16 protein-coding genes are annotated in these 23,640 nt (G+C 66.2%); 8 read left to right on the top strand and 8 right to left on the bottom strand.

The window, feature by feature from the left end; genetic code table 11:
• Positions 1–4: 4 nt before the first annotated feature.
• Complete coding sequence (locus NLI89_RS13885; RefSeq protein WP_254687554.1) at positions 5–1,555, bottom strand: cryptochrome/photolyase family protein; 1,551 nt, start codon at positions 1,553–1,555, stop codon at positions 5–7.
• Between the two features lie 164 nt (positions 1,556–1,719).
• Between NLI89_RS13885 and queF the strand changes: the two genes are divergently transcribed.
• The 3 genes from queF (at position 1,720) to NLI89_RS13870 (ending at position 5,967) form a co-directional block, all read left to right on the top strand.
• A complete protein-coding gene (queF, locus tag NLI89_RS13880) occupies positions 1,720–2,190 on the top strand; it encodes a preQ(1) synthase (protein WP_254687553.1) in 471 nt (156 codons plus the stop codon).
• Between the two features lie 159 nt (positions 2,191–2,349).
• Positions 2,350–4,620 (top strand): glycosyltransferase family 4 protein, encoded by a 2,271-nt coding sequence (locus tag NLI89_RS13875; RefSeq protein ID WP_254687552.1) that lies wholly within the window; start codon positions 2,350–2,352, stop codon positions 4,618–4,620.
• A 63-nt stretch (positions 4,621–4,683) separates the two neighbouring features.
• Positions 4,684–5,967 (top strand): glycoside hydrolase family 130 protein, encoded by a 1,284-nt coding sequence (locus NLI89_RS13870; RefSeq protein WP_254687551.1) that lies wholly within the window; start codon positions 4,684–4,686, stop codon positions 5,965–5,967.
• A 336-nt stretch (positions 5,968–6,303) separates the two neighbouring features.
• On the opposite strand, the gene NLI89_RS13865 is transcribed toward NLI89_RS13870, so the two are convergent.
• Complete coding sequence (locus tag NLI89_RS13865) at positions 6,304–8,277, bottom strand: OPT family oligopeptide transporter (RefSeq protein WP_254687550.1); 1,974 nt, start codon at positions 8,275–8,277, stop codon at positions 6,304–6,306.
• A 222-nt stretch (positions 8,278–8,499) separates the two neighbouring features.
• On the bottom strand, positions 8,500–9,741 hold the full coding sequence (locus NLI89_RS13860) for an N-acetylmuramoyl-L-alanine amidase (RefSeq protein ID WP_254687549.1): 1,242 nt from the start codon (positions 9,739–9,741) through the stop codon (positions 8,500–8,502).
• Between the two features lie 551 nt (positions 9,742–10,292).
• Between NLI89_RS13860 and NLI89_RS13855 the strand changes: the two genes are divergently transcribed.
• The 5 genes from NLI89_RS13855 (at position 10,293) to NLI89_RS13835 (ending at position 18,061) form a co-directional block, all read left to right on the top strand.
• Complete coding sequence (locus tag NLI89_RS13855) at positions 10,293–13,220, top strand: ribonuclease E/G (RefSeq protein ID WP_254687565.1); 2,928 nt, start codon at positions 10,293–10,295, stop codon at positions 13,218–13,220.
• Positions 13,221–14,164: 944 nt separating this feature from the next.
• The gene (locus NLI89_RS13850; protein ID WP_254687548.1) at positions 14,165–15,520 is read left to right on the top strand and encodes a M48 family metalloprotease; all 1,356 of its coding nucleotides are present in this window, start codon (positions 14,165–14,167) and stop codon (positions 15,518–15,520) included.
• The gene (locus tag NLI89_RS13845) at positions 15,517–16,227 is read left to right on the top strand and encodes a DsbA family protein (protein WP_254687547.1); all 711 of its coding nucleotides are present in this window, start codon (positions 15,517–15,519) and stop codon (positions 16,225–16,227) included. Before NLI89_RS13850 ends, NLI89_RS13845 begins: the two co-directional genes overlap by 4 nt.
• Before the next feature lie 146 nt (positions 16,228–16,373).
• Positions 16,374–17,303, top strand: coding sequence for an ABC transporter ATP-binding protein (locus tag NLI89_RS13840; RefSeq protein ID WP_254687546.1), 930 nt, complete (start codon positions 16,374–16,376; stop codon positions 17,301–17,303).
• Positions 17,300–18,061: an ABC transporter permease gene (locus NLI89_RS13835; RefSeq protein ID WP_254687545.1), complete on the top strand. Its 762-nt coding sequence runs from the start codon at positions 17,300–17,302 to the stop codon at positions 18,059–18,061. Before NLI89_RS13840 ends, NLI89_RS13835 begins: the two co-directional genes overlap by 4 nt.
• 72 nt (positions 18,062–18,133) lie before the next feature.
• Here NLI89_RS13835 and NLI89_RS13830 read toward each other — a convergent pair whose 3' ends face one another.
• From NLI89_RS13830 to NLI89_RS13810, 5 genes are all read right to left on the bottom strand, one after another.
• Positions 18,134–19,999, bottom strand: a complete 1,866-nt coding sequence (locus NLI89_RS13830) for a CocE/NonD family hydrolase (protein WP_254687544.1) — start codon at positions 19,997–19,999, stop codon at positions 18,134–18,136.
• A gap of 53 nt (positions 20,000–20,052) precedes the next feature.
• Complete coding sequence (locus tag NLI89_RS13825; RefSeq protein ID WP_254687543.1) at positions 20,053–20,784, bottom strand: CPBP family intramembrane glutamic endopeptidase; 732 nt, start codon at positions 20,782–20,784, stop codon at positions 20,053–20,055.
• Between the two features lie 255 nt (positions 20,785–21,039).
• Positions 21,040–22,011 (bottom strand): class II fructose-bisphosphatase, encoded by a 972-nt coding sequence (gene glpX, locus NLI89_RS13820; RefSeq protein WP_254687542.1) that lies wholly within the window; start codon positions 22,009–22,011, stop codon positions 21,040–21,042.
• Positions 22,012–22,072: 61 nt separating this feature from the next.
• On the bottom strand, positions 22,073–22,903 hold the full coding sequence (dapD, locus tag NLI89_RS13815; RefSeq protein WP_254687541.1) for a 2,3,4,5-tetrahydropyridine-2,6-dicarboxylate N-succinyltransferase: 831 nt from the start codon (positions 22,901–22,903) through the stop codon (positions 22,073–22,075).
• Positions 22,900–23,565 carry a pyrimidine 5'-nucleotidase gene (locus NLI89_RS13810; RefSeq protein WP_254687540.1) on the bottom strand — a complete coding sequence of 222 codons (666 nt, stop codon included), beginning with the start codon at positions 23,563–23,565 and terminating at the stop codon, positions 22,900–22,902. The genes dapD and NLI89_RS13810 overlap by 4 nt, the downstream gene beginning before the upstream one ends.
• Between the last annotated feature and the right edge of the window lie 75 nt (positions 23,566–23,640).

Genomic DNA, 23,640 nt, shown 5'->3' with positions numbered 1-23,640 from the left:
GAGTTCAGTAGCCAGCGGGGCCGCTCGCGTCGAGGGAGGCGAGGAACCCCGCCGCCTGTTTGCGCGTCGCCTCGCGGTCCGCCTCTGACTGTTTCGCCCAGTTGCGATACGGCATCGCCAGCCGGTTGTTGCGCCCGAGCTTGTCCTCATGCCGGTCGAGGAAATCCCAGTACAGCGCGTTGAACGGGCACGCATCGGGCCCGATCCGCTGCTTCACCTTGTAGCGGCACGAACCGCAATAATCGGACATCCGGTCGATATACGCGCCCGACGAGATATACGGCTTCGACCCGAGCAGCCCGCCATCGCCGAACTGGCTCATCCCTAGCGTATTGGGCAGCTCGACCCATTCGTAGGCGTCGACATACACCTCCAGATACCATTGGTGGACCTTGGCCGGGTCCGCGCCGATCAGCAGCGCGAAATTGCCCGTCACCATCAACCGCTGGATATGGTGCGCGTGCGCGGTTTCCAGCGTCTGGCCGATCGCCTCGCGCAGGCAATGCATGTCGGTCTCGCCGGTCCAGTACCAGCCCGGTAGCTCGCGGTGATGGTCGAGGAAGTTGCGCTCGACGTACTGCGGTCCCTCACGCCAGTAGATCCCGCGCATATATTCGCGCCAGCCGATGATCTGGCGGATATAGCCCTCGACCGCGTTGATCGGCGCGCGGCCGGCGCGGTATTCCGCTTCCGCGCGACGGCACAGGTCGAGCGGATCGAGCAGCCCCGAATTGATGTACGGCGACAGGATCGAGTGCCAGAGATGCGGCTCGCCGGTGAGCATCGCGTCCTCGTAATCGCCGAACTGCGGCAGCGCGTGTTTGAAGAAGTTCGCCGCCTGCCGCTCGGCATCTGCCGCGGTCACGGCGTACTCGAACCCGTCGAGGCTCCCCGGGTGATCCGCGAACCGCTCCGCCACCATCGCCAGCACGTCCTTCGTGATCGCATCCGGCGCGAAGACCAGCGGGCGCGGCATGAGCAGGTCGTTCTTGGCGGGCTTGCGGTTCTCCTTGTCGAAGTTCCAGCGGTCGCCCTCGGGCTTGCCGTCGGTCATCAACAGCCCGGTGCGCGTCCGCATCTGGCGATAGAACCACTCCATCGTCAGCGACTTGCGCTCCGACGCCCAGGTCTCGAAATCGGCATGGCTGGCGAGGAAGCGGTCGTCGCTGCGGATCTCGACCGGGAGACCGAACAAGGTCTCCCAGCTTTCGAGCATCGCCATCACCCGCCACTCGCCGCCCTCGGTGACGACGATCCGCTCGGGGTCATGCCGCTCGACGGCGCGCGCGATCTCGCCGGTGAAGCTGCCCGCATTGTCGGGATCGTCGAGCTTCGTGTATTCGACCGTCCACCCGGCCTCGCGGAGTGCGTCGGCATGATGCCGCATCGCCGACAGGATATAGGCGATCTTGCGCTTGTGATGGCGGACATAGGTCGTCTCGTCGGCGACCTCCATCATCAGCACGATGGTCGCCTTCGGATCGCAATCCCGCAGCGAGGCGAGGTCGATCGTCAGTTGATCGCCGAGAATCGGTACGAGTGTCGTGATCGTCATTCCTCAAACCCCTCCGTCACCCCGGACGTGTTCCGGGGTCCACCGCTCCGCACACCCGCGGGTCGTGAAGCCCGCTGACGGGTGGATGCCGGAACAAGCCCGGCATGACGATGAGACATATCACCCACTTTGCGTCATCCTAATCGCGTCCTACATGCCGGCACATGACCGCATTCGCCAAGCCCCCCGCCAACCCGCTGCATCTGGGCCAGAACAGCGCCCTCCCCGCGTCGCCCGAAGAGGCCGTGCTCGATTATGTTCCGAACCCGCGGCCGGGGCGGACATATCTCGTGCGGTTCGCGGCGCCCGAGTTCACGTCGCTGTGCCCGGTCACCGGCCAGCCCGACTTCGCGCACCTCGTGATCGACTATGTGCCGGGCGAGACGATCGTCGAGTCGAAGTCGCTGAAGCTGTTCCTCAGCAGCTTCCGCAACCATGCCGGGTTCCACGAGGATTGCACCGTCGGCATCGGCGAACGGCTGTTCGACGAGATGAAACCGGTGTGGTTGCGCATCGGTGGATACTGGTATCCGCGCGGCGGAATCCCGATCGACGTGTTCTGGCAATCGAGTGCACCGCCGCAGGATCTGTGGCTGCCGGACCAGGGAGTCGCCTCCTATCGCGGGCGTGGATGAAGGGCGTGGATGAGGCAGGCGAAATATCGGATTGATTTAAATTGATATTATTCCCGTGCTGCACTGCAGTATGGAATGAAACTTTATGCTACCTGAACCGTTCAAATGGATGCGCGACCGGGTTCTCCCAGAAGTGCGCGCTCAAACGAGGGACAGGATATGGTGAAACCGGCGGACGGTGGGAATATCGCGCGACTGGCGCTGATCGGTAATTTCTTGCCGAGGCAGTGTGGACTCGCCACTTTCACGACCGACGTTTTCACGGCCATGCGCGCGCGTTTCCCCGAGATCGCCGTCGATGTCTACGCGATGGACGATCATCCGGGCAAATACGACTATCCGCCCGAGGTGACCGGCACGATCCCCGAAACCGATCTGTCGGCCTACATCAACACCGCGCGGAAGATCGAGGCCAGCGGCGCGCAGGCGATCTGGCTCCAGCACGAATATGGCATCTTCGGCGGCTCCGCCGGCGAGCATATCCTCGCGCTGCTTGATCGCACCACGCTGCCGGTCATCGTCACGCTCCACACGATTCTCGAAAAGCCCAATGCCGATGAGCGCCGCGTGCTCGAAGGCCTGCTCCGCCGCGCCGCCCGCGTGGTGGTGATGGCCGAGCGTGGCCGCGATATCCTCCAGCGTGTCTACGGCGCCAATCCGCGCCAGATCGCCATGATCCCGCACGGTGTGCCCGATCGCGACCTGCTCGATCCCGCCGCGCTGAAGGACAAGTTCGGCTGGCAGGGCCACAAGGTCATGCTGACGTTCGGCCTGCTCGCTCCCAACAAGGGGATCGAGACGGTCATCAACGCGCTGCCCGCGGTGATCGCGAAGCATCCCGACCTGCTGTACGTGGTGCTCGGCGCGACGCATCCGAACCTCGTCGCGTACGAGGGCGAGAAGTATCGCGACAAGCTGAAGGCGCTCGCCACCGAGAAGGGCGTCGTCGGCAACATCGCATTCGTCGACGCTTTTCTCGAACATGGCGAACTGCTCGACTATCTCCAGGCGGCGGACGTCTATGTAACGCCCTACACCAACCCCGCGCAGATCACGTCGGGTACGCTCAGCTACGCGATCGGCGTCGGCAAGCCCGTCATCTCGACGCCGTACGTGCATGCGACCGAGATCCTCGCGGATGGCCACGGCGTGCTCGTGCCGTTCGGCGATGTCGATGCGTTCGCGCGCGAGATCGACGCGCTGATGTCGAACGACCGCGATCGCAATCGTCTGGCCGAGCGCGCCTATGCGCGTGGCCGCACGATGATCTGGCCGAAGCTCGCCGAGGCGATGATGACGGAGATCCGTGCAATCGTGGCGGCGCGCCCTTTTCGCCTCGCCAAGATGCCGGCGCCGCTCAAGCCGTTGATCCCTGATTTCGCCGCGGTCGAGCGGATGAGCGATTCGACCGGCATGCTCCAGCATTCGATCTACTCGATCCCCGATCGTCGCCACGGCTATTGCATCGACGACAATTGTCGCGCGCTGATGCTGATGAGCGCGATGCCCGATCTCGACGACGTGACGCGCGACAAGTGGATGACGATCTACGCATCGTTTGTGCAGTACGCCTGGAACCCGGACACGCGCCGTTTCCGCAACTTCATGAACTTCGATCGCACCTGGTGCGAGGATTCGGGGTCGGAAGATTCGAACGGCCGCACGCTCTGGTCGCTCGGCGTCACCGCGCGCGATGCGCAGGCCGCCAAGCACCGCGACTGGGCGACCGCGATGTTCGATTCGACAGCGTCGATGGCGCTCGAACTCGGCAGCTTGCGCGCGCAGGCGTTCGCGATGCTCGGCGCGGCGGCGATGCTGGAGGCCAAGCCCGGCCACCAGCTGTCGCTGTCCATCCTGGAGGCGTTCCCGAAGGTTCATCTCGACCTGCTTGCGAAAGCACGACGTCCCGAATGGCAATGGTTCGAGATCGTGCTCGCCTACGACAACACCCGACTTCCCCAGGCGCTGATCCGTGCGGGCCAGGCGCTCGGACGGCAGGACCTGATCGATTGCGGCCTCGCCACGCTCGACTGGATCGTCGCCAAGCAGACTTCGCCAGAGGGCCGCTTCCGTGCGGTCGGGTCGGAGAGCTTCAATCGGCCCTATGCCGATCCGTTGCAGTTCGACCAGCAGCCGCTGGAGGCGCAGGCCACCGTCGATGCGTGCGCCGCGGCGTTCGAAGCGACCGGTGACATGCGCTGGCATGACGAAGCGCAGCGCGCTTATGGTTGGTTCCTCGGGGCGAACGACCTCGACCTGCCGCTCGCCAGCGTCGCCGATGGCGGCTGTTACGACGGGCTGATGCCGACCGGGTTGAACAGAAATCAGGGCGCGGAGTCGATTTTGGCGCTGCAACTGGCCAGTTGTGCCATTTCGGGGGTATCAAAAGCAGCGCAAAGCGTGGCAGGAGCGACCCGCGTCGTCGCCTAGTTCGCTAGCGACAGCCTTGCAGGCGACGGTGCGCTGAGTGGAACGACGCGGGGCACTGCTACGATGGATCTGTTCAACCACCAGCTGCGGCTGCACGCGGACCCTTCGCGTGTCGTCGTTCGCCCGTTCCACATAGCCTGGGGCGGCCAGGGCGGCGCGCCGAGCCGGACCGAACGACTGGTCGGCGAGGTGCTGGAGATGTCGCCGGCACAGGCGCGCGCGCAGCTCGAGGTCGTGCTGAAGGATTTCGAGGCGCGCCACTGGCAGACGCGGCGCGTGTTCATGACGCGCTACGACCAGATCGAGGACATGCTCGGGCTGAACGGGTCGGAGATCGGCGACGAGAAGCGCCAGCTGATCGGCGCGTATTTCTGCCATGAGTACAGCTATGCCGCCGCCGCGCTGATGAACCCGAGCGCGGTGCCGCATTTCGACCAGTCGGGCATGCCGCCTGGGTCGATGCGGATCCTTATGTCGCTGCGCGCGGTCGGCGAGGGTCACATCTCGTCGGTCGCGTTCCGCGAGGGCATCATCACCTGCGAAAACCAGATGAAGCTCGCGCCCGAGCCGCCGTTCGCGACCGCGACCGATGCGGTCGGCAGCGGCGAGGACGAGATGCCCGAGGGCCCCGTCACCGTCTATCGCCACCGCGACAGCACGCTGAGCGGCACGGTGATCTTCCCGATCACGCAGGCGCAGTCGAAGGGGCTGGAGGATCTGCGCATCGTCCGGTTCCAGCACGAGAACGGCGAGTATGAGTGGATCGGCACGTACACCGCCTATAACGGCTCGGTGATCCAGTCCGAGCTGATGCGCACCCGCGATTTCCGCGCGTTCGACCTGGTGCCGATGACCGGTCCGGCCGCGCGCAACAAGGGCATGGCGCTGTTCCCGCGGAAAGTGAACGGCCAGTACATGATGATCGGCCGGCAGGACGGCGAGAACCTGTTCCTGCTCAAGTCCGACACGCTGACCGACTGGGACGACGGCGAGAAGATCCTCACGCCCGAATATCCGTGGGAGCTGGTGCAGATCGGCAATTGCGGCCCGCCGATCGAGTTGGACGAGGGCTGGCTGCTGCTGACGCATGGTGTGGGCGCGATGCGCAAATATTCGATCGGCGCGGTGCTGCTCGACAAGGACGATCCGTCGAAGGTGATCGGCCGGACCAAGCAGCCGATTCTGGCGGCGAAGGACCAGGACCGCGAGGGGTATGTGCCCAACGTCGTCTATAGCTGCGGCGCGCTGAAGCATGGCGATACGATCTTCATGCCGTACGGGATCGCGGACAGTTCGGTGGGCTTCGCGTTCGTGCCGATCAAGGACATGCTTGCTGCGATGAAGTGAGGGGGGTGGGGTTGGACCATGTTCCGACACCCTCCTCCTTCCGTTCGTCCTGAGTAGCCATCGAGTAGCTGCTCTTGCAGCGTATCGAGAGGGCGTATCGAAGGACAGGTTGGCGCGCGGAACCCATGCTTCGATACGCGCCCTCGATACGCCGCTGACGCAGCTACTCGGTCCCTACTCAGCACGAACGGGAGGGGGCCTTGTTCTCCCGCGAAGGCGGGAGCCCAGTCTGGATCCCCGCCTTCGCGGGGAAACAACCTTACCCCCTCTCCCCTCGGGGGAGAGGGAAGGGGCCCACCCGGCACTTGCCGGGTGGGAAGGGTGAGGGCATGCGTATTACCGCGAAGCCGCCATAGTCCGCCGGTACATCACCCACGTCAGCACCGCGAACAGCAGCGTCCCGCCGACCAGCGCCACGCTCGCGAACCCGTCCCCGACCAGCGCCAACGGCGTCTCCTTGTTGGTCAAATACACGATCCCCGCAAAGCCGACGCCCCACAGCGACTCCCCGACGATCATCCCGGTCGCGGTCAGCACCCCCATCCGCTTGGCAAGTTCCGGATCGCGAGCCCGATCCGCCCACCGATCATACGCGAACCCGACGACCGCCCCGATCGTCACCGGCAACGTCACCGACATCGGCAGATACACACCGAGCCCAACGCCCAGCGGCGGCAACCGCAGCTTCCCCGCCTTGCCGAGCAACTCGTCGACCAGGATCACGAAGACGCCGGTCAGCGCCCCATAGCCGATCATCGCCCAGTTGAGATTGCCGCCCAGCACGCCCTTCGCCAGCGCCGAGATCAACGCCGCCTGAGGCGCAGCCAGCGCGTTCGGCCCCGCTCCCGGCGCACCGGCGAACCCGAGTGTGCTACCCAGCAAGTTCAACACAGGCGGCACCACGATCGACCCGAACACCACGCCGATCAGCAGCGCCACCTGCTGCTTCCACGGCGTCGCACCGACCAACTGGCCCGTCTTCAGATCCTGGAGATTGTCGTTGGAGATCGTCGCGATGCCGAACACGATGCCCGTCACGATCAGCCCGTAGGCGACCAGCGCCTGCGTCGTGCCCGGCTCCACGGCACGCCCGAACCACGACACCAACAGGATCGAGGCCGCCAGGATAGCAAGGATGCCGATCCCCGACACCGGCGAATTGGACGCGCCGATCAGCCCGGCCATGTACCCGCAGACCGCTGCGATCACGAGGCCGATGACGAGGATGAACAGCAGGCTGCCTGCGATCAGCCCGATCGCCGACGCCTCCAGCGGCCCGCCCTGCAACACGGTCCAGAGCAGGATGCCGATCGGCACCAGCATCGCGAGCGACGCGATCCCGACGATCCCGATCGGAATGTCACGCTCCTCCAGCGCCAGCACGACACCGCCCCGCTTGGCCGCCGAAGCCGCCAATGCCGAACGCACCCCGCCGACCACGGGCCCGGCGATCTTCAACAACGTCCAGATCGCCGCAACGCCGATCACGCCCGCGCCGAAGAACCGCACGTCCGAGCGGAACACGGTGGTCGCGATCACCTCGGCAGTCCCGGTGATGCTGCTGGCCGAGGTCAGGATCGGCAGCAGGATCCACCAGCCGATCACCACGCCCGCGAACATCGCCATGCCGACCGAGATGCCGACCAGATGCCCCGCCCCCAGCAACGCGAACGACAGCCCGCCCGAAATCCCGGTCGCACCCGCGCCGACGCGGAACCACGTCGCGGCTTCGGCGGCGACCAGCTTGGTCTGCGTGAGGATCGCGAACCCGGCCGAGACGACGGCGTTCACGACGATGATGCCGAGCCCGCGTGCGCTCTCCTCGCCGCCTTCGCGACTGCCCGCGCCGACCTTCAGCACCTCTGCAGCCGCGCGGCCTTCAGGGTACGGCAACACCGTGTCGACGACGAGCGCACGGCGCAGCGGCACCGAGAACAGCACGCCGAGCACGCCGCCGAACATCGTGATCGCCGCGGTGGTGAAGAACGGAAAGCCCTGCCACCAGCCGATCATCACGAGGCCCGGCAGCACGAAGATGATCGCCGCGAGCGTGCCGGCGGCGGACGCGATCGTCTGGACGATGTTGTTCTCGAGGATCGTCGAGTCCTTGAACGCCCGCAGCACCGCCATCGAGATCACCGCGGCGGGGATCGAGGTCGCGAACGTGAGCCCGATCTTGAGCCCGAGATAGACGTTGGCCGCGGTGAACAGCAGCGTGATGATCCCGCCGAGCACGATCCCGCGAAAGGTAAGCTCGCGCATGCTGGTTTCGGGCCCCGTCTCGGATACGCCCCGCGTCGCGTCGGTCATCTGGTCAGCCTCAAAGCAATTCGGGCGACTTGTGACATGGTGTGGGGCCAGAGGAAACCGTATCGACCGTAACGAGCGTGTTTCTCAAAACCCATCGCTCTCCTGCGAAAGCAGGAGCCCAGGAGTCTCGCATGCCGGACGGCGTTGTTCTGCTTGGTCCTGGATTCCTGCGTGCGCAGGAAAACATATAGTAAGGACGGGCGGGCTGACCCACCCTGCCCCTTACCGCGCCGCCATCCGGCGTGCGAAATTCACCTCGACCGCGCGCGTTACGCTCTCCGCGATCCGGCGACGCCCTTCCTCGCTGTCTAGGAACGCCGCGTCCTGTGGGTTCGAGATATACCCCGTCTCGAACAGGATCGACGGCATGTCGGGCGCCTTCAGCACCATCAGCGACGCCATCCGGTGGAAGTTCGCCTTGAGCGGCATCAACGGCCTCGCCTCGCGCCCGAGCAACCGCGCGAACGTCGCCGACGCGTTCATCGTCTCGCGCTGCGTCAGGTCGATCAGGATCGACGACACGTCCGCCGGCGCCTCGCCGAGGTTCACGCCGGAGATCACGTCCGCCTTGTTCTCGCGCGCCGCCAGCCGCGCGGCTTCCTTGTCGGACGCCACCTCCGACAAGGTGTAGGCGGTCGCGCCGGTCGCATCCGCCGAGCCGGTGCTGTCGCAGTGGATCGAGATGAACAGGTCGCCCTTCAGCCGCCGCGCCACGCCGTAGCGCTCGCGCAGCACCAGATACCGGTCGTCACTCCGCGTCAGCGCCACGCGCACGCGCCCCGACGCCAGCAGTTCGTCGCGGATGGCTTTCGCAACCTTTAGCGTCACGTCCTTCTCGCGCAGGCCGTTGGGCCCAATCGCGCCCGGATCCACGCCGCCATGCCCAGCGTCGATCACCACCAGCGGCCGCGTGTCGTCGCCTTGCACGCGCGGCAGTTTCATGCCCCGCGCCTTGGGCGGCACGGGGACCGACACCTTGTACCTGGGCCGCGACGCCGCACCGAAATTGAACGGGAAGAAGGTCAGCGGGCCGGCGATCCCGGCCTGCGCGAATTGGGCGTAATCGACCGTACGCAAGGCCAGCGTTAGCTCGCGGCCGTCGGAGTCGAACCCGCCATCGGTGACGATCGCCGGCTCGGCAAGATCGAACACCATCCGCATCCCCGAGCGCCCGCTGCGCATCTGCGTAACGCCGGTCACCAGCCCCCGCGCGGCAACCTCGCGGCCCGGAGTCGCGCCGGTCACGTCGACCGCGATCTGGCGCGGCCCGGTCAGCACGCGGCTCGCGGCATCGCCGACCGCCTCATCGAAGCGGATGACGATCCGCCCGTCACGAATCGCGACGCTCTGCACGGTCGCCGCCCAGGCGGGGACGCTCGACAGCCAGCCGGCCATGAGGGCGATTACCGCGAACACCCCGCGTCCATGCCGTGCGGAACGACCGCCGGTCCAGCGAAAAGCCATGATACACCCCTTTGATCGATACATCCGATCGCTGCACGGAAGATAAGCCCCGGCGTCCCAAGAGCGGGTTGCGGTGTGCGGTTAATTTGCCGTTTGCCATGAATTTGCCGGCAAGGCTCTGCCGGGCCGGCAAGTCTGCGCCTTCCTGCCCTGAATTCGAGCCGAAACGCGGCGGAAAGCAGCCAATATCGGGCTAGTTGCGAGTTCGGGTATGCAGTGCTAGTCCTGTCGTACAGCCGTGTGTCGCCTGGATTTTGCCAGCGACGCGCCGGTCTCCACGCCCGCCTGCGGATCCTTCGCCGGCGCGGCACTTCAGGTTGACGCTCGAATGACGCATTCCCCCCGCCCCGCACTCCGACCGGCCTTCGCCGACGGACTCGCGGTCGTGCGGGCGCCGCAGGGAGAGTTCCCGCGGCATGCACTTCGCGCAGAGGCAGTTTCGCACACCATCCGCGAGTCCGGGCGTCCGTGCCCGACCGCACCACCATCAAGCGCGCGACGGCTGCCGACAGGCCCGGCGCGCGCGCGGAGAATCTATTATGACAACGCGCATGCTGATCGACGCACGCCACCGGGAAGAAACCCGGATCGCAGTCGTCAAGGGTAACCGGATCGAGGAATTCGATTTCGAGAGTGCCGAACGCAAGCAGCTCAAGGGCAATATCTACCTCGCCAAGGTCACGCGGGTCGAGCCGTCGCTCCAGGCGGCGTTCATCGATTACGGCGGCAATCGCCACGGCTTCCTCGCCTTCAGCGAGATCCACCCCGATTACTACCAGATCCCCAAGGAAGATCGCGACGCGCTGCTCCGTGAAGAGGCCGAGCACGCCGCCGAGGAAGCCGCGCTGCGCGCCGACTACGATTCGGACGACGAAGAGGGTGACGACGAGGACGATATCGAGCGCTTCGAGGACGATGGCGGGGTAGATCCCGACGTCGCCGACGAGCTCGAGGGCAACGAAGCCGGCGAGGCCCCGCGCCGCAAGCGCAAGTCGAACGGCGACGACGCCGCGGTCGAGGATCTGCGCGAGCGTCGCATGAACCTGCGCCGCCGGTACAAGATCCAGGACGTGATCCATCGCCGCCAGGTGCTGCTCGTCCAGGTCGTCAAGGAGGAGCGCGGCAACAAGGGCGCGGCGCTCACCACGTATCTGTCGCTCGCCGGTCGCTACTGCGTGCTGATGCCGAACACGTCGCACGGCGGCGGCATCTCGCGCAAGATCAGCAACGCGGGCGATCGCAAGCGCCTCAAGACGATCATGGCCGACATGCAGTTGCCGCCCTCGATGGGCTGCATCGTCCGCACCGCGGGCCTCCAGCGCTCGAAGGTCGAGATCAAGCGCGACTTCGATTACCTCGCCCGCCTGTGGGACGGCATCCGCGAGGCCACGCTGAAGGCGTCGGCCCCCGCGCTCGTCTATGGCGACAGCGACCTGATCAAGCGCGCGATCCGCGACATCTACAACAAGGAAATCGAAGAGGTCATCGTCGAGGGTGAGGACGGCTATCGCCAGGCGCGCGAGTTCATGCGCCTGCTGATGCCGACGCACGCCCGCCGCATCAAGCATTACGCCGACCCCGTGCCGCTGTTCCAGCGCGCCGGCGTCGAGGATCAGCTGTCGGCGATGTACCATCCGGTCGTCCAGCTGAAGTCGGGCGGGTACCTCGTCATCAACCCGACCGAGGCGCTCGTCTCGATCGACATCAACTCGGGCCGTTCGACGCGCGAGCATTCGATCGAGCAGACCGCGACCGCCACCAACCTCGAGGCCGCGCAGGAAATCGGCCGCCAGCTCCGCCTGCGCGACATGGCCGGGCTCGTCGTCATCGACTTCATCGACATGGATAACAATTCCAACGTCCGTAAGGTCGAGAAGGCGATGAAGGAGGCGCTCAAGAACGATCGCGCGCGCATCCAGATCGGGCGCATCTCGTCGTTCGGCCTCATGGAAATGAGCCGCCAGCGCCTGCGCACCGGCGTGCTCGAAGCGTCCACCCGCCCCTGCCCGCATTGCGAGGGAACGGGTCTGGTCCGCACTGCGTCGTCGTCGGGCATCTCAGCACTGCGTCTCATCGAGGACGAGGCCGCCCGCGGTCGTGGTTCGCTGCTCACCCTGCGCGCGAGCCAGGAAGCGGCGGTTTACATCCTCAACCGCAAGCGTGCCGACATCTCGGAGATCGAGGATCGCTACGGCGTGATCGTCGAGATCATCCCCGGCCAGGACGAGGAGGGCGCACACATGACGGTCGAGGCCAGCGGCCCGCCGCCTGCGCACGCACCGAAGTTCGTCCAGATCATCGAAGAAGACGATGACGACCTCCCCGAGGAGATCGAGGACGAGATCGAGGAGGAAGAGGTCGAGGAGGCCGAGGCCGAGCAGCCGCGCCGTCGTGAGGCTCGCGAGGGTAATGGAGAGCAGCGTGCGCCGCGTGAGGGTCGCGATGCCGATGGTGAAGGCGGCAAGAAGCGTCGTCGTCGTCGCGGTCGTCGCGGTCGTGCGCGTCCGGGTGAAGAGGGCGCCGCAGAGGGCGTCAACGAGGACGGTTCGTTCGAGGACGCCGACACCAACGTCGAGGAAATCGACGAGGTCGAGGGCGACATCGTCGAAGTCGGCGGTGGCGAAGCGATCGAGAACGGCGCGCCTGCCGAGCAGGCGAATGGCGTCGAGGGCGAAGGCCGTCGTCGTCGCGGTCGTCGCGGTCGTCGCGGCGGTCGCCGCAACGAGCAGGGCAACGTGGCCGTCAGCAGCGTCGACGACGCCCAGCTGATCGCCGAGGCTCCCGAGCCGGAAGCGTACGAGCCGGTCGAGTCGACCTATGCCGAGCCGCCCTACGAGCCGGCCGTCGAGCCCGCTATGGAGCAAGCCCCGGTCGCGGAAGTGGCCGAGGGCCCGAAGATGCGCCGTCGTCCGCGGGCACGCGCGGCGGCCGCAGCGGCGAACATCGCCGAGGCGGTGGCCGATGCAGCACCCAAGGCTCGCCGTGGTCGCAAGCCACGCGCGGTCGAGGCGGAAGCCGAGACGGTTGCACCGGAGCCAGTGGTTCCGGCGCCGATCGTTCCCGAGCCCGTCGCGGCCGAGCCGGCGGCTCCGAAGCCTGGTCGTCGCCGTCGCGAAGCGGTCGCAGAGGCAACGATGGACGAGGTGAGCGCAACGCCCGCCGAGACCATCGAAGCGTCGGCGCCCAAGCCCAAGCGCACGCGTCGCAAGGCGTCGGACGCCGCGGTCGAAGCGCCAGCGGTTGAAGAGGCGGTCGTTGAGGAAGCACCCGCCAAGGTCGCCAAGCCCCGCGGTCGCCCGCGGAAGGTGGCCGTGGTCGAAGCCGGCGACGCCGCCCCGACCAGCGAGCCGCTCGCGACGCCGATCGAGACCGTCCCGCCCAAGGCCGAAGTCCAGCCGCAGGACGTCGCGACCTCGGACACCAACGACGACCCCGACGGCGCCCCCCGCCGCGGCTGGTGGCAGCGCACGTTCGGCTAACGCTGGAGCCTAGCCGTCAAGAACGGGCGCGACCGAAAGGTCGCGCCCGTTTTCGTTTGCGGGTTGGATCGCCCCTTCGAACGTCTGGCAGCCTTGAGCGGCCAACGCACCCTCGCGGGAAAGCCGAAAGCTTGTGTCCCCGCGAAGGCGGGGACCCAGGCTGGGCACCCGCCTTCGCGGGTGAACAAGCCACAGGGGCGATGCTAGGTTTTTATGTTGCTCGCGCGTCAGGCAGGGCACGCCTGCCCCTCCACGCAAACCACCACCCCGGCGAAGGCCGGGGCCCAATTGGAGAGGTGGCAATAACGGCACGCTGCCCCCGATTAGCCCGGTCCCCCAATTGGACCCCGGCCTCCGCCAGGGTGGTAGCTATTTGGCGGCACCCTCTCGGCAACACCGTCTCGAACGCGTCCCCACGCCGCTCCGAATCAAACCCCGCCACGCCACTCCAACCCCGCCACGCCACTCCAAACCCCGCCACTCCAAACCAAACGCCGCCACTCCGAATCAAACCCCGACACCGCAAACCAAATCCCGCCACTCCGAATCAAACCCGCAACCGCAACCAACACCGCAAACCAAACCCCGTCACCCCAGCGAAAGCTGGGGTATCCCCCGTGGCACGCGACGCCCGCCAAACGATGAGATCCCAGCTTTCGCTGGGATGACGGTGAGAAAGCCGTGATGACGGTGCGAAAGCTGGGATGACGGAGCGAAAGAGGAGGATAACGGAAACGACGAGCCGTCCCCACCTGCCCCCCCAAACCCCTGTCCTACACGAGCAAACCCTGCTCCCCTCTCCCAATGCCAATTCCTCTCCCATCCACCCCGCAAAAACCGCTCCCAGCGTCTGCACTTCCTATACTTCACTCCGCCGCACGCTCGCCGCCCCCCTCACCGCACGACCATTGCCCCCCCGCCCCCAATCGACGATACCCCGTAATATGAAGCGCTTCGTAGCCGCCGCAGCCACCGCCCTCCTCCTCTGGACGACGCCCCTCCAGGCCCAGTCGATCCTCCGCGACGCCGAAACCGAAACCATGTTCGCGGAGATGTCCAACCCGCTGATCAAGGCCGCCGGGCTCTCGACGCGCGACGTGAAGGTCGTCCTCATCAACGACGAGTCGATCAACGCGTTCGTCGCCGGCGGGCAGACCGTCTACGTCCATTCCGGCCTGATCCAGGCCGCCGACAACGCCAACGAAGTCCAGGGCGTCATCGCGCACGAGCTCGGCCACATCGCCGACGGCCATGTCGTCCTCGCCGATCGCGGCACCAAGCCCGCAATGGGCATGTACCTGCTTTCCATGGTCCTCGGCCTAGCCGCGATGGCCGCCGGCAGCGGCGAAGCGGGCGCGGGCATCATGGCGGCGGGCCAGCAAGCGGCGATGGGCAGCTACCTCTCGTTCAGCCGCGTCCAGGAATCCACCGCAGACGCGACCGGCGCCAAATTCCTCCGCGAGGCCAACGTCTCCGGCCGCGGCATGCTGAGCTTCTTCAAGAAATTGCAGCAGCAGGAATATCGCTACGGCACCGCCAACATCGACCCGTTCATGCAGTCGCATCCGCTCTCGGGCGAGCGCGTCGCGACGCTGACCGCCGACCTGCAGGCCTCGCCCGCCTGGGCCAACAAGCCCGACGCCGCGCTGGAGGAACGCTTCCGTCGCGTGAAGGCCAAGCTCGCGGGCTACGTCATGCCCGCCGACCAGACGCTCCAGGCCTATCCGCCGAGCGACCAGTCGATCTACGCGCACTATGCCCGCGCCTATGCGTACCACAAGGCCGGCTACCCCGACAAAGCCGATGCCGAGGCGAACGCGCTGGTGAAGGCCGAGCCGACCGACCCGTATTTTCTCGAGATCAAGGGGCAGATCCTGCTCGAGGCGGGCAAGCCCAACGAATCGCTGGTCCCCTTGCGCGAGGCGACCGAAGGCTCGCGCAACAACCCGCTGATCGCCACCACCTTCGGCCATGCGCTGATCGCGACCGAGAACAAGGCGAACTACCCCGAGGCGACGAAGGTCCTGCGCACCGCGGTCGGTCGCGACGACCAGAACCCGTTCGCGTGGATGCAGCTCGGCACGGTCTACGAACTGACCGGCGACACCGCGCGCGCCGCGCTCGCCACCGCCGAGCGCGCGAGCATGGGCGGCGACATGCGGACCGCGTCGGCGAGCGCGCAATATGCGCTGGCGAACATTCCGGCGAACACGACCGACTGGATCCGCGCGCAGGATATCGCGATGGCCGCGCAGAACGAGATGGACGACAATCCCAAGCAGTATAAGCGCCGCAAATGAGCAAACTTGTATTTCCCGCCGTCGCCTTGATCGGCGCCACCCTCGGGGGCCTCGCGGTCTGGGGCTATGACCGTCAGGGCGGCGGCGTCGAGCGCGCGCAGGTCGAATCGATCGTCCACGACTATGTGTTGGCGCACCCCGAGATCCTCCCCGAGGCGATGGAGAAACTGCGCGACCGCGAGTCCGGCAAGACCGTCACCGCCAACCGCGACGCGATTCTCACGCCATTCGGCAGCGCCTGGGCCGGCAACCCCAAGGGCGACGTCACGCTCGTCGAGTATTTCGACTATAATTGCGGATATTGCCGCGCGAGCCTGCCGATGATCGCCAAGCTGATCGCCGCCGACCCCAAGGTCCGCGTCGTCTTCCGCGAACTCCCGATCCTCAGCGCCGAAAGCCGCATCGCCGCGCGCGCGAGCCTGGCCGCCGCGCAACAGGGCAAGTTCGCCACCTTCCATGACGCGCTCTACGCGGGCGGCCCGGTCAGCGACGCCTCGATCGCCGCCGCTGCGAGCAAGGCCGGGGTCGACACGACGCAGGCGAGCTTCACCAAAACCGCCGACGCCGAAATCGCCAAGAACATGGAAACCGCCGCCAAGCTCGGCATGACCGGCACGCCGAGCTGGGTCGTAGGCGACCGCGTGTTGTCGGGGGCACTGCCGCTGGAAGACCTGCAAAGGGCGGTAGCGGCAGCAAGAACCGGCTAACCGTTCTCCTGCGCACGCAGGAGCCCAGGGTTACAAAGCGCAACGCCCGGTATCCTGGGCTCCTGCGTTCGCAGGAGAACAAGGCGGGAGCCCCTATCATTCCCCCCTCCCCACCCCCATCTTCCCCACACGAAAAAGGGGTGCCAATGACCGAACCGATCCTGTCCATCGCGGGCGTCACCAAGACCTATAAGAGCGGCACCACTGCCCTCCACCCCGTCGACCTCGATATCCAGAAGGGCGAGATCTTTGCCCTTCTCGGCCCGAACGGCGCCGGCAAGACGACGCTCATCAGCATCATCTGCGGCATCGTCACGCCGTCCGCCGGCACGATCAAGGTCGCCGGCTACGACGCGATCCGCGACTATAAGCAGGCCCGTAGCCGCATCGGCCTCGTGCCGCAGGAACTCAACGTCGACATGTTCGAGACGGTGCTCGCCACCGTCACCTTCAGCCGCCGCCTGTTCGGCCGCTCGGGGCATAGCGACTATATCGAACAAGTCCTCCGTGACCTCTCGCTCTGGGACAAGCGCGATGCGAAGATCCGCGAACTCTCGGGCGGCATGAAGCGCCGCGTCCTGATCGCGAAAGCGCTGAGCCACGAGCCCGAAATCCTGTTCCTCGACGAACCCACCGCGGGCGTCGACGTGGCGCTGCGCCGCGACATGTGGAAGCTCGTCCACCGCCTGCGCGAAGGCGGCACGACGATCATCCTGACGACGCATTATATCGAGGAAGCCGAGGAAATGGCCGACCGCGTCGGCGTGATCAACAAGGGCAAGCTGCTGCTGGTCGACGACAAGGCGTCGCTGATGAAGAAGCTCGGCAAGCGTGAACTCGATATCGCGCTCCAGGATCCGATGACGACGATCCCCGCCGACCTCGCAGAGTGGGACGTGTCGCTCCAGGACGACGGCAAGCGCCTCCGCTACGTGTTCGACGCACAGGCCGATCATACCGGCATCCCGTCGTTGCTGCGCAAGCTCAGCGAACTCGGCATCGGCTTCAAGGACCTCGAAACCAGCAAATCGAGCCTCGAAGACATCTTCGTCGACCTGGTGGGGGAACGCGCATGAATACCCATGGCATCTGGGCGATCTATCGCTTCGAAATGGCGCGTGCGCTGCGCACCTTGTGGCAGAGCCTCGTCACGCCGGTCCTCACGACGTCGCTGTATTTCATCGTCTTCGGCGGTGCGATCGGCAGCCGCATGCAGAATGTCGGTGGCGTCGATTACGGCAGCTTCATCGTTCCCGGCCTGATCATGCTGTCGTTGCTCACGCAGAGCATCTCGAACGCGTCGATCGGCATCTACTTCCCGAAGTTCACGGGCACGATCTACGAGCTGTTATCGGCGCCCGTATCGGCGATGGAGATGGTGATCGGTTATGTCGGCGCGGCTACCACCAAGTCGGTGATCCTCGGGCTGATCATCCTCGTGACGGCGTCGTTCTTCGTGCCGCTGCGCATCGAACATCCGTTCGCGATGCTCGCGTTCCTGATCCTGACCGCGGTGGCGTTCAGCCTGTTCGGGTTCATCATCGGCGTCTGGGCCAACGGGTTCGAGCAGCTGAATTTCGTCCCCGCGCTGCTGATCACGCCGCTGACGTTCCTCGGCGGCGCGTTCTACTCGATCGACATGCTGCCCCAGCCGTGGCGGACGGTCAGCCTGTTCAACCCGGTCGTCTACCTGGTGAGCGGTTTCCGCTGGAGCTTCTTCGGGCAGGGTGACGTCGCGGTCGGGGTGAGCCTGGCCGTGACGGCGGGCTTTCTGGCGGTGTGCCTGCTGGTCATCGCCTGGATCTTCAAGACCGGCTGGCGGATGAAGAACTGAAGGAAGACTTATGTTTCCCCGCGAAGGCGGGGACCCAGTCTGGGCTCCCGCCTTCGCGGGAGAACAAGCTTCTCAGCGCATAACCGGCAACGTGATCCGCGAGCCCGCGCAGACCTTCTGCGTCGCCTTCACATAGTCCCCCGGTTTCGCCCGCCCGATGTTCGGCACGAACGATTGCGGGTTGCGGTCGATCATCGGGAACCATGTCGACTGGATCTGCACCATGATCCGGTGTCCCGCCTTGAACACATGGTCGTGGTCGCGCAGCGGCACGTCCCACGCCATAACCTTGCCCGGCACCAACGGCTGCGGCGTCGTATCGCTCGCCAGGAAGCGCCCACGCCGCACCTCCATCGCGATCGGCAACTGATAGCCGTTCAGCGTCTTCGGATAGTCGCCCGGTTGCGCCGTGCGGCCGTCGAACGCCTCGGTATCGTCGGGCAGCACGTCGATCAGCTTTACCACGAAATCGCTGTCCGTGCCGCTCGTCGATGCCTGCAACGTCGCCGACAACGCCCCCGTCACGGTCAGGTCCGCGGTCAGCGGTTCCGACACATACCCGAGCACATCGGGCCGGTGATCGACGAACCGCTGGTCGTCCGCCTCCCACCAAGACCAGTCCGGGCTGGCATAGGTCGCCGACATCGGCCGCCGGCGGAACGGCACCGGGTTCGCCGGATCGGACACGTAATCGCGGCACCCCTCGCTGGCCGGCGGCGCGGTGAACGACAGGCTGCCGTCCGTGTGCAGGTACAGGTTCGTCGCCTTCGCGCCCGTCGGGGGCCAGGCCGGATAGGTCTTCCAGACGTTCGAACCCGACTGGAACATCTTCGCCGCAAAGTCCGGCCGCGCGCCCTTGCCGTGAAGCCAATAGGCGAAGAACGGCGCCTGGATCTGTTCCTGGAACTGCGTACCGCTGGCCGTACCCAGCGGGATCGGACCGAGGTGATCCGCCGTGCCCTGCCACCCGCCGTGACGCCACGGCCCCGCCACCATCTGCGCGAGATTGTCGGGGTCGTTGCGCTTCTGCCTGGCGTAGATCTGCCACGAACCCCACGGATCCTCCTGGTCCCAGAACCCGGCGACGTTCAGCGTCGGGACGGTCGTCTTGCCGAGCGAGTCCGTCCAGCGCTGCGCGGTATAGAAGCTGTCGTGGTTGGGATGATCGAGCAACGACGTGAACATCGGCACGCGGCCCTTGAAGACGGTCCGGTCGATCGCCTCCGCCGAGCCCGCCTTGAGGAAATAATCGTACGTATCGCTCGGATAGGCGAAGTCGGAATTCTTCGTCTTGTCGAGCTGCAGCGACGACACCCAGTCGGTCGCATAGCTCAGCCGCAGCGCGCCGTTGCGGTGGAGGTCGTCCGACTGCCAGTAATCGATCCAGGCCGCCTGCGGGGAGACCGCCTTCAGCGCGGGATGCGGGTTCGCCAGCGCGACGGCCGCGGCGAAACCCGGGTAGGACACGCCCCACATGCCGACCTTGCCGGTGTTCGCGGAGACGTTCTTCACCAGCCAGCCGACGGTGTCGTAGGCGTCCGTGGCCTCGTCGACCGCTTTCGGATCGCCGGCCCCGTTGCCCTTGGCATGCACCGCGGTCGAGAGCGTGAAGACGCCGTCCGACTTGAACCGCCCGCGCATCGACTGGAACACGAAGATGTAGCCGTCCTTCATCAGCGGACCGAACCGGCTGGCGTTGGGAAACGGCGCATCGGGCACGCCGTAGGGGGTGCGCTGGAGCAGGATCGGCAGCGGCCCGGTCATTCCGCGCGGCCGCATGATAACGGTCTGCAGCTTCGCCCCGTCGCGCATCGGCACCATCACCTCCTCGAAGGTGAAGGGGGATTGCGCCGCGGTCTGCATGCCCGTCTGCGCGATGGTTGCGCTGGGCACTGCGGCGGTGACCGCAAGCGCGAGCAGGAGGGCGTGGCGCGACATGGAATTTCCCTTCGTGAACCGTGCCGCGATTGGACGAACCCGCGCCGGCGAAGTCAAGCCGCGCGCCATGCTCCGGTCAGCGCCGGTCGCAATGCCAGCGAATTGAGATCGATCAGCGCGTGCAGGAGCATCGCCAGCCATAGCTCGCCGGACATCAGGTAGATCGCCGCCATCAGCGCGCCGACGAGCGTGGTCGCGATCACGCCCGCCCGCCCCTGATAGAGGTGCATCGCGCCGAACAGCGCGATCGCGACGCCGAACGCGACGAACGCGTTGCCGGACACGAGCGCGACCAGCAACGGCAGAAACAAGCGGAAGGCGAGTTCTTCCGATATGCCCGCCGCGATCGACATGGCGGCGGCATGCGCGATCTCCGCCCGGTTGCGCGGAAGGAGCGACCCGACATTGCCGATCGTCTTGAGGATACGCCAGTTGCGCCGCGTCGCGAGGACCGCACCGATGACCAGGCCGCCGAGCGCGCTTCCGCCGATCATGCCGAGCAGCTCCGCGCGGCTATCGCCGGCGAGGCTTGGCAGGAGCCTGCGGAGCGCGTCGAACTCGCGGGGGACAGCGACGATGGCGTCGAGGCGACCGAGTAGTGCCAGCCCTATGATGGCGGGCAGGACGAAGGCGATCACGGCCTTGGCGATCCACAGGCGGTAGGTTTTCTGGCGCGAGGCGGTGTCGGGGAGGCGCCTGATGCGGCGATAGCCGAGGAGGTCACCCTTGAGGAACCAGACCAGGCTCATGAGGGTGGCGAGGAGGAGGGCGTTGGGAAGGATCATGCCGACACTCCCACCGCTCACGCCCTCACCGCTCGTCCTTGTTCTCCCGCGAAGGCGGGAGCCCAGCCTGGGTCCCCGCCTTCGCGGGGAAACAATACTTGGTCAGTCCCCTGCCCTAGCCAAGTGCACCACCCCGGCGGAGGCCGGGGCCCAATTGGAACGTCCTGAGTAAGGAAGCGGATCGCTCCGTTAGCGACGTTTCCCATTTGGGCCCCGGCCTTCGCCGGGGTGGTGCTCCCCGCTCGGGTCGCTCGATCAAGCCGTCCGATGTTCGCCCTTGACCCAGCGCACGGTCCCCGAAGACGCGCGCATGACCACGCTCTCGGTGGTCATCTTGCCCTTCTTCCGCTTCACGCCCGCCAGCAGCGAGCCATCGGTCACGCCCGTCGCCGCGAAGATGCAGTCGCCCTTGGCCAGTTCGGACAGGTCATATTGCTTATCGAGGTCCGTAATCCCCCACTTCGCAGCGCGCCCACGCTCGTCGTCGTTGCGGAACAGCAACCGCCCCTTGAACTGACCGCCGACGCAACGCAGCGCCGCGCACGCCAGCACGCCTTCGGGCGCGCCGCCGGAGCCCATGTACACGTCGATCGTCGTCTCGGGGTCGGACGTCGCGATCACGCCGGCGACGTCGCCGTCCCCGATCAGCATGATCCCGCAACCAACCGCACGCAGTTCGGCGATCAGCTTCTCGTGACGCGGCCGGTCGAGCACGCACACGATCAGGTCGCGCGCCGGCACGCCCTTGGCGGCGGCGACCGCCATGATGTTCTCGGTCGGCGTCTTGTCGAGATCGATGATGCCCTCGGGATAGCCCGGCCCGACCGCGATCTTGTCCATGTAGACGTCGGGTGCGTTCAGCAGCCCGCCCTCTTCGGCGATCGCCAGCACGGCGAGGCTGTTCGGCCCCGCAGTCGCGCAGATCGTCGTGCCTTCCAAAGGATCGAGCGCGATGTCGATCTTCGGGCCCTTGCCGATCGCCGAGCCGACCTTCTCGCCGATGAACAGCATCGGCGCTTCGTCGCGCTCGCCCTCGCCGATCACGACGGTGCCGTCCATGTACAGCGAGTTGAGCGCCTCGCGCATAGCCTCGACCGCTGCTGCATCGGCTGCCTTCTCGTCGCCCCGACCGACGAGCGTGGACGCGGCGATCGCAGCGGCTTCGGTCACGCGGACCATTTCGAGGACGAGGACGCGGTCGAGAACCTGGCTGGCGGCAGCGGTCAAAATATTTCTCCTCGGTATGTTTCGACCCGGATAGGCAGCACCTGCGCGAATGTCGACCCGATCAGTCCCTCAGCAGGTCATTGATCGAGGTTTTGGAACGAGTTTGCGCATCGACCCGCTTGACGATGACAGCGCAGTACAAAGCGGGCTTGCCGTCTCCGCCGCCGATCGAGCCCGGCACGACCACCGCATAGGGCGGCACTTCGCCCTTGAAGACCTCGCCGGTCGCGCGGTCGATGATCTTGGTCGACGCGCCGAGATACACGCCCATCGACAGCACCGCGCCCTCGCCGACGCGGACCCCCTCGGCCACCTCCGCGCGCGCACCGATAAAGGCGCCGTCGCCGATGATGACGGGGTCGGCCTGCAACGGCTCGAGCACGCCGCCGATGCCGGCACCGCCCGACAGATGCACGTTCCTGCCGATCTGCGCGCAACTGCCGACCGTCGCCCAGGCGTCGACCATCGTGCCCTCGCCGACATAGGCGCCGATGTTGACGAAGCTCGGCATCAGAATCGCGCCCTTGGCGATGAAGCTCCCGCGCCGCGCGACCGCACCCGGCACCACGCGGATACCCGCCGCGCGGAACTCCGCATCGCCCCAGCCTGCGAACTTGGACGGCACCTTGTCGAACGCCGGCGCGCCCGCCGAACCGCCGTCGATCACGACATTGTCGTTGAGCCGGAAGGAGAGAAGCACGGCTTTCTTGAGCCACTGGTTGACCTTCCAGCCGCCCCCATTCTCAGCCCCGGTCGGCTCGGCGACACGCGCGGTGCCCGCATCGAGCATCGCCAGCGCGGACTCGACGGCATCGCGAATCTCACCCTTGGTTTCGAGGCCGAGGTTGGCGCGGTCTTCCCAGGCGGCGTCGATGATGGTCTGCAAGGTCATGATGTCTCCAGGATGGTTTCGAGCCACGGCGCAAGCACCGGCACGGTAAAATCGATGTGGTCGCGCGCGCCGCCGGGGGACTGCTCGGAGCCGTTGTCGACCCACACGGTCGTCATCCCGATCGCCTTGGCCGGCGCGAGATTGCGCGTCATGTCGTCGACGAACAGCGACTCCCTGGGGTCGATATCGAACGCCGCACAAAAGCCCGCATAGGCCGACGCATGCGGCTTCGGCATCAGGTCCATCGCGTGGATGTCGTGGATCGCCTCGAAGCTCTCGCCCAGCCCGAGCCGGTCGAGGATCTTCAGCGCATAGGGCTTGTCGCCATTGGTGAAGACCAGCTTGCGCCCCGGCAGCTTGGCGATCGCCGCCACCAGCGGCGCGTCGTGCTCCAGCACGTCCATCTCGATATCGTGGACATGCTCCAGGAACGCGTGCGGGTCGACGTGATGCTCGGTCATCAACCCCGACAGAGTCGTGCCGTGATTGTGGAAATATCCCTTCTGCACGCGCCGTGCCTCGTCATACTCGAGGCCGAGCAGATCCTGGATGAACCCGGTCATCCGCGCATCGACTTGCGCGAACAGGTCCGCGCTCGCCGGGTACAGCGTGTTGTCGAGATCGAAGATCCAGTTGCGGACGTGATTTAGGCGGGCAAGCATCGGCCGGAACCTCTAGGGAGCGCCGGGCGTGGCGACAAGCGGGGTGACGTCTGTACGACCGGACGAAAGCACCGC

The organism is Sphingomonas faeni (assembly GCF_024273235.1).
In the GTDB taxonomy this organism is placed as follows: domain Bacteria; phylum Pseudomonadota; class Alphaproteobacteria; order Sphingomonadales; family Sphingomonadaceae; genus Sphingomonas; species Sphingomonas faeni_A.
Note: the sequence above shows the minus strand (reverse complement) of the source record. Positions and strands in the feature narration are given on the sequence as shown.

What these genes read in the sequence shown, in the direction of transcription:
- NLI89_RS13810 (WP_254687540.1), bottom strand. Translation starts at nt 23,565, where the DNA reads ATGCTTGCCCGCCTAAATCACGTCCGCAACTGGATCTTCGATCTCGAC.
- NLI89_RS13840 (WP_254687546.1), top strand. Translation starts at nt 16,374, where the DNA reads ATGACCGAACCGATCCTGTCCATCGCGGGCGTCACCAAGACCTATAAG.
- NLI89_RS13875 (WP_254687552.1), top strand. Translation starts at nt 2,350, where the DNA reads ATGGTGAAACCGGCGGACGGTGGGAATATCGCGCGACTGGCGCTGATC.
- dapD (WP_254687541.1), bottom strand. Translation starts at nt 22,903, where the DNA reads ATGACCTTGCAGACCATCATCGACGCCGCCTGGGAAGACCGCGCCAAC.
- queF (WP_254687553.1), top strand. Translation starts at nt 1,720, where the DNA reads ATGACCGCATTCGCCAAGCCCCCCGCCAACCCGCTGCATCTGGGCCAG.
- NLI89_RS13870 (WP_254687551.1), top strand. Translation starts at nt 4,684, where the DNA reads ATGGATCTGTTCAACCACCAGCTGCGGCTGCACGCGGACCCTTCGCGT.
- NLI89_RS13835 (WP_254687545.1), top strand. Translation starts at nt 17,300, where the DNA reads ATGAATACCCATGGCATCTGGGCGATCTATCGCTTCGAAATGGCGCGT.
- NLI89_RS13830 (WP_254687544.1), bottom strand. Translation starts at nt 19,999, where the DNA reads ATGTCGCGCCACGCCCTCCTGCTCGCGCTTGCGGTCACCGCCGCAGTG.
- NLI89_RS13850 (WP_254687548.1), top strand. Translation starts at nt 14,165, where the DNA reads ATGAAGCGCTTCGTAGCCGCCGCAGCCACCGCCCTCCTCCTCTGGACG.
- NLI89_RS13885 (WP_254687554.1), bottom strand. Translation starts at nt 1,555, where the DNA reads ATGACGATCACGACACTCGTACCGATTCTCGGCGATCAACTGACGATC.
- NLI89_RS13865 (WP_254687550.1), bottom strand. Translation starts at nt 8,277, where the DNA reads ATGACCGACGCGACGCGGGGCGTATCCGAGACGGGGCCCGAAACCAGC.
- NLI89_RS13855 (WP_254687565.1), top strand. Translation starts at nt 10,293, where the DNA reads ATGCTGATCGACGCACGCCACCGGGAAGAAACCCGGATCGCAGTCGTC.
- NLI89_RS13845 (WP_254687547.1), top strand. Translation starts at nt 15,517, where the DNA reads ATGAGCAAACTTGTATTTCCCGCCGTCGCCTTGATCGGCGCCACCCTC.
- NLI89_RS13825 (WP_254687543.1), bottom strand. Translation starts at nt 20,784, where the DNA reads ATGATCCTTCCCAACGCCCTCCTCCTCGCCACCCTCATGAGCCTGGTC.
- NLI89_RS13860 (WP_254687549.1), bottom strand. Translation starts at nt 9,741, where the DNA reads ATGGCTTTTCGCTGGACCGGCGGTCGTTCCGCACGGCATGGACGCGGG.